Here is a 12156-nt window from a genome sequence, read left to right on the forward strand (position 1 = left end):
AGCTGATGCCACAGGTAAATACTCGATTACCCTAGATAAAGCTTATCTAAATGGCGAAAGCTTAAGTGCAACAGCGGCAGATAAAGCAGGTAATATCACAGCACCAAAAACAGTTAATGCTCCAGACACTACGGCACCTTCAAGTTTGACTGCCACTATAGATGCTGCAGGTAAAGTGGTTACAGGTGTAACTGAAGCGAATGCTGTTGTAACCGTTAAGAATGCTGCAGGAACCGTAGTCGGTACAGCTACAGCTGATGCCACAGGTAAATACTCGATTACCCTAGATAAAGCTTATCTAAATGGTGAAAGCTTAAGTGCAACGGCTGCGGACAAATCGAGTAATACCACAGCACCAAAAACCATTGTTGCACCAGACACTACAGCACCTTCAAGTTTGATTGCAACGATTGATACAGCAGGTAAAGTGGTTACAGGTACGACTGAAGCAAATGCTGTTGTAACAGTTAAGAATGCTGCAGGAACCGTAGTCGGTACAGCTACAGCTGATGCCACAGGTAAATATTCAATTACCCTAGATAAAGCTTATCTAAATGGCGAAACTTTAAGTGCAACGGCGGCAGACAAATCGGGTAATACCACAATAGCAAAAACAGTTGAGGCGCCGGATACCACGGCACCTTCAAGCTTAACTGCAACGATTGATTCATCAGGTAAAGTGGTTACAGGTACGACTGAAGCGAATGCTGTTGTAACAGTTAAGAATACTGCAGGAACCATAATCGGTACAGGTACTGCTGATGCCACAGGTAAATATTCAATTACCCTAGACAAAGCTTACTTAAATGGCGAAAGCTTAAATGCAACAGCGGCAGATAAAGCAGGTAATATCACAGTACCAAAAACAGTTAATGCTCCAGATACCACTGCACCTTCAAGCTTAACTGCAACGATTGATTCATCAGGTAAAGCGGTTACAGGTACGACTGAAGCAAATGCTGTTGTAACAGTTAAGAATGCTGCGGGAACCCTAATCGGTACAGCTACAGCTGATGCTACAGGTAAATACTCGATTACCCTAGATAAGGCTTATCTAAATGGTGAAACTTTAAGTGCAACGGCTGCGGACAAATCTGGTAATGCTACCGCACCAAAAACAGTTAATGCACCCGACACCACTGCACCTTCAAGTTTAACTACAACGATTGATTCATCAGGTAAAGTGGTTACAGGTGTAACTGAAGCCAATGCTGTTGTAACGATTAAAAATACTGCAGGAACCGTAGTTGGTACGGCTACCGCAGATGCCACAGGTAAATACTCGATTACCCTAGATAAAGCTTATTTAAATGGAGAAAGCTTAAGTGCTACAGCATCAGATCAATCTGGTAATGCTACCGCACCAAAAACAGTTAATGCACCCGACACCACGGCACCAACAGGTTTAACTGCAACGATTGATTCATCAGGTAAAGTGGTTACAGGTGTAACTGAAGCGAATGCTGTTGTAACAATTAAAAATACTGCAGGAACTATAATCGGTACAGGTACTGTTGATGCCACAGGTAAATATTCAGTTACCCTAGACAAAGCTTACTTAAATGGCGAAAGCTTAAGTGCTACAGCATCAGATCAATCTGGTAATGCTACCGCACCAAAAACAGTTAATGCACCCGACACCACGGCACCATCAAGTTTAACTGCAATTATAGATGCTGCAGGTAAAGTGGTTACAGGTACGACTGAAGTAGGTGCAAGAGTGACAGTAGAACAAATAACTGCTATTTATAAAGAAGTCACTGTTTTAGAAACCCAATCTGTTTTGAGTGAGACAGTACAGTCAAATTCTTTATCGAAAACATATTCTTTCGAAGTTACAGGCACAAATGCACATGTTTCTTTAAATTTGAGTTCTTCGACTAATTCACTTTCTGGTAGTTATAGTTCAACTCTTTCTAGTGCGAGTTTAAATACAAGTCTAAATGGTAGTATTTCCCAAGTTGGAGACGGCAATTACAGTATTGATTTAGCAAAAGGTTCGGTATTACCGCCTGGAACCTATACTTTGACAGTAAATTATTCTAGTTCAATGGTCCCCGTTATAAATGTAAATGTAACGCAAGAAGTGCCAAAAACTATTTTAGAAGTAGACCATTACGAAACAAAAGTTGTAGGCACAGCTAATGCAGATGAGGCAGGAAATTATTCTATTACTCTTGATAAAGCTTACTTAAATGGTGAAAGCTTAAGCGTAACGGCAGCAGATCAATCGGATAATAAAACTGAAGCGAAAGAGGTTATTGCACCAGATAGTACGCCACCAATTTTGCATCAACCAACTATTCAAGGTGGATGGGCTGAAGGGCAATCAGTACAAGGTACAACTGAAGCAAATACCACAATAATTGTTAAAAATACTGCAGGTGATGTAATCGGTTCGGCAATAGCTGATGCATCCGGGTATTACAATGTAATTTTGAATACAGTTTATGAAGATGGTGAATTATTAAAAGTAATTGCTGCGGATGCTAAAGGTAATGAAAGTTCAATTAATATAAATGCACCTGATACTACGGCACCTATATTGGCTAATTTGTTTAATTACGATGCTAGTACAGATAAAATTATTTTTAATGCGCCAAGTGATAGTTATGCTGTTGAGCAAAAAATTGATGGGGCTTGGGTTCAGGTAAATATTGAGGAAAAATTCGATTGGTTAAATGTAGAATATAGGGTAACTGCTACAGATCAAGCTGGGAATAGTTCTCAACCACTAACCACTATAATTAATACTGTATCAGGAACTTACAAACCAACAGACCCTACATTTACTCAAATTATTAAAGGATCTACTGGAAATGATTATCTATATGGCGGGAACGGAGATGATACGTTAATTTCTAATACAGGTTCGGACTATCTATATGGTGAGTCTGGTAGTGATACGTTGATTTATGGTGGTAATTCAAATGGCTATACGGCTTTACTAGGTCAAGCAGGTAATGATACTTATATTGTAGATAAAACATTACTTGGTTCATCAAGTTATATTCATATCTTAGATAATACAAATGAACAAAATACACTTTATTTGAAATCAGTTTCAGCTGATGAAATTATCTTAAAACAAGCTAGTGCGGATAGAATTATTACATTTAATGATTTAACTGCCACCATACATTTTGGTGAGGGACAATTATCCTCAATTGTGTTTGACGATGGAACAGTTTGGAATAAAGCACAAATTGAAGCCAATATTATCGGTAGATTATTAGGTACAGATGGAGATGATCATTTACTGGCAGATGCTAATTATTCCATAATTTATGGTCTAGATGGTAATGATACGATACAAGGTGGTGTACAGGATGATTATCTGTATGGTGGTGATGGAGATGATACGTTAATTTCTAATACAGGTTCGGACTATCTATATGGTGGGGCTGGTAGTGATACGTTGGTTTATGGTGGTAATTCAAATGCGTATACGGCTTTATTGGGTCAAGCAGGTAATGATATTTATATTGTAGATAAAACATTACTTGGTACATCAAGTTATATTCATATTTTAGATAATACAAATGAAGAAAATATTCTTCATTTAAAATCAGTGCTTTCTAGTGATATTTCACTTAAGCAGTCGGATTCACTAATCATAATATCATTCAATGATTCAGCATCAACAATACGTTTTGGTAAGGATAATTTATCTTCTATTGTATTTGATGATGAAACTGTTTGGGATAAAGCTCAAATTGAGCAACATATTGCCAAAACTGTGCTTGGTACAACTGGTAATGATGTAATTGAGACAATTATAGCAGATCAAACTTACTCTTATAATTTAGATGCTGGCGCAGATACGTTGATTTTCAATGTTCTTGATAATATAGATAATTTAGGCGGAAATGCTAAGAGTGAGTGGACGGATTTTAATCTTGCTGAGCAAGATAAAATTGATTTATCTCAATTACTCATAAATGACAGTGGAAATCTTCAAGGCTATGTATCTGTACAAGATACTCAGTCTGGATTAATTGTTTCTGTTGATAGGGATGGTTCAAGTCACTCTATGTATAATTCTCAAGAATTGATTTTGCTTGTAGATAATCATAGTTCATTAAATGATTTGATCGCATCAAATGTATTTATTCATTAACTTATTTTACCGCAAGTCAAATAGTAAATTGACTTAGATTTATCGGATCTTTATTAGAGGAAAGGCAGCTTTGTTTCTAGTGACGAGGCTGCTATCTATAGATTTTAATAGCATATCCAATATTAATGATTTTTATACTTGGAAATTCCCCACAACCATCAGGCATTCCCCTTAGATGTCCAGCCCGAAACAGGAAATGCAAGGAACTTTTAGAATTCCCCTAACGTCTTAAGTTTTCCATGCGTTCTGCTCTGTGCTGCGATAGCAACTATGAAAGTTGGTATATCGACATCGCAATTCGCATGGAAGGCCAAAGAGCTGGAAACGATATGGGGAACATGTTGGATAAGGAAAAAGAGTAGGCCCAATGATCTATTTGGACCAACAGACTATCGATCAAATGGACCGTTAAATAGTCCGTTGGGCTAGCACTGTACAAAACCTACAGGCAACAAAAAACCCCATAAATCAAATATTCATGAGGTTTAATGATGGTGCCGGCACACGGATTCGAACTGTGGACCTACTGATTACAAGTCAGTTGCTCTACCAACTGAGCTATGCCGGCAACGTGGAGTGAATTTTACAGTTTCTTAAAAAAATTACAAGCTAAAAAATGAGCATTTAAATTTTTTCATATCATTTTTAAATTCTCATAGGGTTTAGCCTGAAAAAGTTAGGGTTTCAACACATTAATGCGCTTTTGCGTGTTTTGTATAAATGACTAAAAATATCCCAAGTAATGACAGTACAACAGTTAAGCCTACAATGGCACTCCAACCACCGTGCAGCCAGAACCAACCGCCTGCCGAACCAACAATACTTGAACCCATATAGTAAAACAGTAAGTAGAGCGAACTAGCATGAGCTTTCGCTTGTTTGCTTTCGGCTCCCACAGAACTACTGGTAAGTGAGTGGGTAATAAAGAAACCCGTAGTAATAAATGCAATACCAATAATAATGCCGAAAAGAGAATTGAGCAGGGTCATGAGACTTCCCACAATCATTAAAGCAAAACCACTCATCATCATGGTTTTTTTGCCAAAGCGATCGGCTAAGCTACCTGCCAACGATGAAGACACCATACCAAAGCTATACGACAAGAAAATAAGGCTAATTTGAGTCTGACTGAGTGAATAAGGCGCCCCACTTAAACGGAAAGTGGCATAGTTAAACAAGGTGACAAAAACACTAGTCAGCAAGAACCCAATGGCAAACAGGCGTAATAATTTTGTATTGCTTAAATGAGCACGCCACATTTGCATGTGAAAATCTAAATTTAGCCCTTTTTTCTGCACAAAATTACGCGAAGCAGGAAGTAGCTTTAAAAAGGCAATCGAGCAAATAAAACAGATTGCCCCAAGTAAACCTAAGGCGGTGCGCCAAGAAAAATATTCAACCAAAATACCCATACCGACACGGCCCATCATGCCACCAAAAGCCGTACCTGCAATATATAAACCCATAGTTTTACCTAGGTGCTCAGGTGCAATTTCTTCGGCAATCCAAGCCATTGTCACTGCGGGAACACCACCGAGCAGTAGACCTTCTAAAGCGCGTGCTATAAGCAAGCTGTGCCAGTTAGGGGTAAACATTGAGACAATATTAAGAATTGCTGCACACAGCATTGATGTAAAAATTACACCACGACGGCCAAGGGCTTGTGAAAAGGCGCTTGATAGTACAATCGAAATCGCTAAAAAGGCAGTCGTTAATGACAGTGCTAAAGAGCTACTTGCAGGACTAATCTGGAAGCTTTGGCTAAATGCAGGTAAGAGTGGCTGCACACAATAAATCAGTGAGAAACTGGCAAAACCTACGAGGAATAAAGCAAATCCTGCGTGTTTATAGGCTTTAGTCCCTTTGTGAATCCACTCACGGGAAAGAACAGTAGTTGCCTCAGTACTTAAAGTACTGGGTGTAGATGAAGAACTCATATCATGACCATGACAGAAAAAAGAGCAGGACCTAAAGGCATGCTGCATCGAGAAAATTCGATAAATTAAAATTAGCAATTTAAAAGGTATTTTTCTAATATATTTAATAATGGGACACGATATGTTTTATATATAACAATGGAACTCAGGCATATACGCTACTTTTTGGCAGTAGCAGAAGAAAAAAACTTTACCAAAGCTGCTCAACGCTTAAACATGAGCCAGCCGCCTTTAAGCATGCAAATACGAGACTTAGAAGAAGAGCTAGGTGCAGATTTATTTATTCGATCACCTCATGGGGTAGAGCTGACCGAAGCAGGGCTTGCCTTTTTAAATGCAATTCAGCCCGTACAGCAACGTGTAGAAGATGCAGCGAGCTTAGTTAAACAAGTGGCAAATGGCGAAGTGGGCCAATTGCGATTAGGCTTTACAGGCACTTCAATCTTGAACCCTCTAATTCCTAAATGTGTTCGTTATTTTCAGCAGCAATATCCAAAAGTGAATTTAAAACTTGAAGAAGCCAACACCTTACTACTCATCGATTTATTGCTTGAAGACCGCTTAGATGTCGCAATTATTCGTTCGCCACGAAATATTCCAGATAGTTTAATTATTCAAGAATTATTAGCAGAACCCCTCATTGCTGCTTTGCCTTCCGAGACTTTTCAACTCGACGATGCATCACCAGAAATTGATTTAACAGCGCTACGAGAGCTTGATTTTATTGTCTCGCCACCTTCCATTAGTGCAGGGCTTTTTGATGCGATTAAACAAGCCTGCCATGAGCGTGGTTTTGAACCAAAAATTGGACAAAATGCTCCGCAAATTGTGTCAATTTTATCGTTGGTATCTGCAAATTTAGGGGTGTCTTTGGTTCCCGAGTCGACCAAACAATTGCAAATACAGGGTGTGGCTTATCGGTCTTTAAAAGCACCTGTACCTACGGTGGGTTTAGGGCTTGCTTATAAAAAACATGCCCCTTCACAAATGGCGATTAACTTTGCCAGTGTGGTGCAAGTGGCTTGCCACCACGCCAACGAAATATATGAAATTGGCTAGTTTGATTTCGGCGCTTTATTCATTAAAAAGATGCCTGAAATAATAAAAATCGCGCCATATAAAAACGATAAAGTCGGCTGTTCATGAATGAAAACCCAAGCCATAAGTGCTGCAAAAATCGGTTCAGAAAGTTCGGTCACTTGTACCTTTGCGGCACTCATATAAGACAATGCTTTGGTGGTGCAGAAAAAGCCGAGTATGGTCGGCAGAACAGCTAAACCAATCAAACCTAAAACAATGTCACTATTAAAATTAATGCTGTGAAAATTAATTAAAAACGGAACCGCAAGATAAACGCTACCAAACAGCAATAAATATTTAGTCAGAAACAGGCCGCCGTTTAATTTGAACTTTTTCACTAAAACCGAAAATAAGCCATAACCCGTACCGGCAATAGAAGCATTAATCAGCATTAAAAGGCTATTTTCCCCTTTCCACGAAATAATGCTAATCCCAGCAACCGCCAATAATGTTCCAATAAGCGAATGAATGTAGATGCTTTCTTTTAAAATGAACCTCCCAAAAAATAGGGCAGAGATGGCAGCCGAAGCCATGAGTACCACCACCACATTGGCCGCAGCACCGTGGTTATAAGCAATGGTCTCAAAAAAGAATAGCGAGAAAATACCTAAAAAAGCACAGATAGCAATTTGAGCAAAAACGCTGAGTTTACTTGGCGTGCTGCTAATAAATGCAATCTTTTGGCTGACAGGCACTTTAAATAAAAACACACTTAAAAAGAAAAAGGCGATAATGGTTTTTAAAAAGGCAATGTCTTGTGGGTTTAAACCACTGTGCATGAGTAATTTACTAATTACACCAATAGAGGCATTGAGTGCAGCTGCACAAAGCGCAAATAGGCTTCCAATAATTAGATTATTCACTCTTATAATTCTTCCTAAGTTTTACGCATGCAGTCTACAATATTTTTTGGATGAATATTCAACAAAAATAACCAATTAACGCTTAATATTTTCAATGATTTATTTTGAATTGATTTAATAAATTCTTACTCAAGACTAAAGGCATTCTATAGACTTTTGTTTCAAATAATTGTGATTTAGAGCGCTAGCTCATATTATATAATTAGTTAATTATTAAAGAATTTTAAAAATGATTAAATCAATTATTACAGGCTGCGCGGTTCTTACACTTTCAGCTTTGGCGGTCACGCATGCAGAGTTTTCTTATGAACAAGAGCTACAACAAAGCTGTAATAAAGTGAAGCAATACGCGAGTTTAGGTAAGAAATTCTACGACCAAAAACAATATAAAAAAGCGCTCGAAAATTTCCAGAATCAAGCCTCTTGGACTGCTTTTTGTAAAGCCAATGAAGATGAAACCACAGTTAAATTTACTGACCGAGATATTGAAGTTGCCAACAATAATGTGGGCTTAGCCTATGCTAAATTGGGTCAACCACTCTGGGCAAGATCGTGGTTTATGCTCGATGAAAAATCAAAATCTAGTCAGTTTAATCTTAAACAGTTACCTGCACCTAAAGCATCAAATGATCTATCAGGTGAATATGTACGTTACTCAGGTTTTGGTGAGTGGGACCACATCACGGTAAGCCGTAAGCAGGGTCAATATGCAATCAGCTATGCCGGTTTATATATGGGACTTAGAAGTTTGATCTATGGCCCAAATATGGGTGAGTTTGACACTAAAATGCCGACTAATAAAAAGCAAACGGTTTATAAAAATGAAGACTGCCGTATTCAGCTCGATTTTAAATCTAATGCGAAATTAGGAAATTATATTCAAGCCAAACAAAGCGAAGGCGAGTCGGGTTGTGGCTTTGGACATAACGTTTATGCCGATGGAACGTATTTAAAAGTCGAGTCTGGAAAATAAGATTAAACATATAGGAACACAATAATGAAAAATATATTTGCACCTCTAATACTTCTTTCGACGGTTATTTTTTCTGCTCACATTTATGCAGAACCAACCAGCACCTGTAAAGAAGTGAAATTCCAAAAATCCGATGAGACGTGGAGTGGGCACTATTATTTAAATGGCGTGATGGAAGTTGGTTCGGAACTTTTACTTCAACCAAACGGCAAGTTTCAATGGATGCTCGCTGTTGGCGCTTTAGACCAATATGCCGAAGGGACATGGTGGAAAAACGGGGACTGTATTGGTTTAAAACCAGACTCTAAATTTAAAAAGGATTTAAGTATTTTCCCTGAAAGCCTAACGATTTCAGATAAATCCTTAGATGCGATCTGGGAAGGTGGACGCCAGCAGGGCACATATAGCAAAAATTAAATTAAAAAGTCCGACATAGAGTCGGACTTTTTTTATAGGTTCGTTTTTAATGATTGACCGCTGCTAGTTGCTGAGCGTTATAGCGTGCGCCCATGTTTGGATATCTCGCAATAATCGCTTGAATTTCTGCCAAATCTGCCGCTGTTAAATGGAGGTCTACAGCACCTGCATTTTCCACAAGACGCTCAATTTTACGCGTACCCGGAATTGGAATAATGTCGTCACCTTGCGCCAAAATCCAAGCCAAAGCCAGTTGAGCCGCTGTCGCATTTTTGCTTTGAGCAAACTCGCTAAATGCTTGCGCCAAGCTTTGGTTATTTTTCCAGTTATCGCCCTGATAGCGTGGCAACTGACGACGGAAATCGTTTTCGTCTAGGCTGCTCACATCAAGCGTATTGGTAATTAAACCGCGCGATAACGGAGAATACGGCACAAGGCTAATGCCTAACTCACAAATGGTTTGCAAATGGGTTTGCTCAAACTCACGGGTAAGTAGCGAGTATTCATGTTGAACCGCTGCAATCGGGTGAATCGCATGCGCTTTACGAATGGTTTCAGCCGACGCTTCACTAAGTCCTAGGTAACGAACTTTACCTTGCTTGACCAAGTCCGCCATTGCGCCAATGGTATCTTCAACCGGGACATTCGGATCTATGCGGTGCGCATAATACAAATCAATCACGTCTGTATTTAAGCGTTTTAAACTGTTTTCGACCGCAACTTTAATCCACTCTGGAGAACCATCGATATAAGACTCTAAAGAGTTTTTCGGGTTAAGATTGTCTTCTCTATAGCGGAAGCCAAATTTGGTCGCCAAAAATACTTTGTCGCGGTGTTTTTCTAAAACTTTTGAGAGTAAAACTTCATTTGCGCCGTTGCCGTACATGTCGGCAGTGTCCCAAAAGTTAATGCCGAGGTCTAATGCCTTTTCTAGAGTGGCAATGCTTTGTGTGTCATCTGAGGCACCATAGGCAAAGCTCATTCCCATGCAACCTAAACCAAGTGCTGATACTTTTTCGCCTGTTTGTCCTAAAGTTCTATATTTCATTTTTCACACTCTTTTTGCAAAATCACTTGAGTAGAAAAACTATAAAATGCTTTGGCTCAAACTGACGTATAACATTCAAACCAATAATTATAAAATTCAAACAATCTGTTTTTAGGCCACACAGTCTTCACGGAACTTTTTAGGTGAAAAGCCCGTATTTTTCTTAAAGAAGTTGGTGAAATACGCTGAATATTCAAAGCCTAAGCTATACGCAATTTCAGAAATATTCCAACTAGTGTGCTGTAGCAGCGCTTTGGCTTCTTGCGTAATACGCGAGCTAATATGCTCAGAGGTGGTTTTACCTGTGGCTTCTTTTACAGCTCGGTTTAAATGGTTCACATGCACCGACAAGCCATAGGCAAAGTCATTTGCAGTTTTGAGTTTAAGCTGAAAATGGGGGGAGTCGATTGGGAACTGGCGTTCTAATAATTCAAAGAATAAATGGCAAATCCGAACCGCAGCATTGCTATGTTTTTCAAACTGTTGGGTCGGTTGCATTTTCATGGCTTCATGCACAATCAGGTGCAAATAGTTTCTTAAAACGTTGTATTTATGAATATAGTCTGAATTTATTTCAGTCATCATCTTTTTGAAAATAAATGAAATTTCTTCAACTTGTTGGTCATTTAAAAAATACAGCGGGTCGCCGTCGACTTTAAATAGTGGTGAATCTTTTAAAAAGCTTTGTCTTGACTCTTGGTTTACAAACTCTTCGGTAAATAGACAAAACCAGCCTGCTTGTTCAGGCGAATTAATTTCCCATGCATAAGGAACCATCGGGTTTGAAAACAGTAAAGCAGGGCGGTCTACTCGTATCCAGCGGTTAGCATAGTGAAGTTCGCCTGTGCCTAAAACCAGTGAAATTTTATAATAATCGCGGCGGCTATAAGGCGTGAGAAACGAGCAGGCATCGCGTTGGAACACGTTGAAATGTCCAAACGACGTCGATGGAACCGAGTAATCGCTATCTCTGGTTAAAGAAAAGCGGCGATAAAAATCATGTATGGTTTCCATGTTTTTGCCTGCATGCGTTATCAATTTATTTAAAGTTATAAAATTCAAACTTTATTTACTGTAGCTTTTATTTATAACGCGATCAATCGGGTCATTTAAACGGGTTTGAAAATGAACGATAAATTAATAATGAAAAAATGAGCCAATAGAAATAAAAATATTTTATAAATTAATAATATATAAACGTTGACACTTAAAAACTTGAGAATTATTCTTTGTCTGCAAACTACTCTAGGGTAGAACGATAAGGGGACACCTTCGAGTGTGCTGGTGCTGTACCCAGTCTGCTAACCCCTTTTCGTTTTGCCACCATTATATGGTAGAGCGAGAAGGGGACACTTTCGAGTGTGCTGGTTCTGTGTGTCCAGTCTGCTAACCTCTTTTCGTTCTGCCACCAATTTTACTATTATGATGATATCGTTAAATTTAAGTTGAAGGTCTTTTTAGCTCAAATATCTGATTGAATAAACAACAATAATTATTTAACCAATTTCTATTCAACCTTACATTGACACTCCAAAACTCGCGGATTATCCTTTGCCTGCTGGCCACATTGCCAGTCGATTTTGACAGATCGATATAACACACAAGACATCAAAAAGTTCTCTTTTTGGTGGCGAACTCGTTCGTCCCCCTTCGTAGCGGTAGGGTGATCTGACCCCATAAAGTTGGACAGTTAGTTAAGCAGTTTTTAAAAACTGGTT

Annotated in this window: 9 protein-coding genes and 1 tRNA gene; 5 read left to right on the forward strand and 5 right to left on the reverse strand. The window is 38.8% G+C overall.

Annotation, left to right across the window (positions count from 1 at the left end):
• Together B806_RS20210 and B806_RS20160 are read left to right on the forward strand one after the other, a co-directional pair.
• A partial coding sequence (locus B806_RS20210) for an Ig-like domain-containing protein (RefSeq protein ID WP_017402759.1) occupies positions 1–4120 on the forward strand: 4120 nt, incomplete at its 5' end.
• A 239-nt stretch (positions 4121–4359) separates the two neighbouring features.
• Positions 4360–4482 (forward strand): hypothetical protein, encoded by a 123-nt coding sequence (locus tag B806_RS20160; RefSeq protein ID WP_017402760.1) that lies wholly within the window; start codon positions 4360–4362, stop codon positions 4480–4482.
• Between the two features lie 130 nt (positions 4483–4612).
• On the opposite strand, the gene B806_RS0106190 is transcribed toward B806_RS20160, so the two are convergent.
• Positions 4613–4688 (reverse strand) — tRNA-Thr (locus B806_RS0106190).
• Between the two features lie 124 nt (positions 4689–4812).
• Positions 4813–6057 (reverse strand): MFS transporter, encoded by a 1245-nt coding sequence (locus tag B806_RS0106195; protein ID WP_017387535.1) that lies wholly within the window; start codon positions 6055–6057, stop codon positions 4813–4815.
• Positions 6058–6195: 138 nt separating this feature from the next.
• Between B806_RS0106195 and B806_RS0106200 the strand changes: the two genes are divergently transcribed.
• Positions 6196–7116, forward strand: coding sequence for a LysR family transcriptional regulator (locus tag B806_RS0106200; protein WP_017387534.1), 921 nt, complete (start codon positions 6196–6198; stop codon positions 7114–7116).
• Here the strand turns inward: B806_RS0106200 and B806_RS0106205 are convergent.
• The gene (locus B806_RS0106205; RefSeq protein WP_017387533.1) at positions 7113–8000 is read right to left on the reverse strand and encodes a DMT family transporter; all 888 of its coding nucleotides are present in this window, start codon (positions 7998–8000) and stop codon (positions 7113–7115) included. The two genes, B806_RS0106200 and B806_RS0106205, sit on opposite strands and share 4 nt — an antisense overlap.
• Before the next feature lie 229 nt (positions 8001–8229).
• On the opposite strand from B806_RS0106205, the gene B806_RS0106210 reads away from it, so the two are divergent.
• Both B806_RS0106210 and B806_RS0106215 read left to right on the forward strand, forming a co-directional pair.
• Complete coding sequence (locus tag B806_RS0106210) at positions 8230–8973, forward strand: hypothetical protein (protein ID WP_017402761.1); 744 nt, start codon at positions 8230–8232, stop codon at positions 8971–8973.
• A gap of 24 nt (positions 8974–8997) precedes the next feature.
• Positions 8998–9390, forward strand: coding sequence for a hypothetical protein (locus B806_RS0106215; RefSeq protein WP_017402762.1), 393 nt, complete (start codon positions 8998–9000; stop codon positions 9388–9390).
• A 46-nt stretch (positions 9391–9436) separates the two neighbouring features.
• Here the strand turns inward: B806_RS0106215 and B806_RS0106220 are convergent, their stop codons facing one another.
• Positions 9437–10438 carry an aldo/keto reductase gene (locus tag B806_RS0106220; RefSeq protein WP_017402763.1) on the reverse strand — a complete coding sequence of 334 codons (1002 nt, stop codon included), beginning with the start codon at positions 10436–10438 and terminating at the stop codon, positions 9437–9439.
• A 111-nt stretch (positions 10439–10549) separates the two neighbouring features.
• Entirely contained in the window at positions 10550–11452 is a 903-nt protein-coding gene (locus B806_RS0106225) for a helix-turn-helix transcriptional regulator (protein WP_017402764.1), read from the reverse strand.
• Between the last annotated feature and the right edge of the window lie 704 nt (positions 11453–12156).

The organism is Acinetobacter sp. TG2027 (genome assembly GCF_000302435.1).
GTDB classification, from domain to species: Bacteria; Pseudomonadota; Gammaproteobacteria; order Pseudomonadales; family Moraxellaceae; genus Acinetobacter; species Acinetobacter pittii.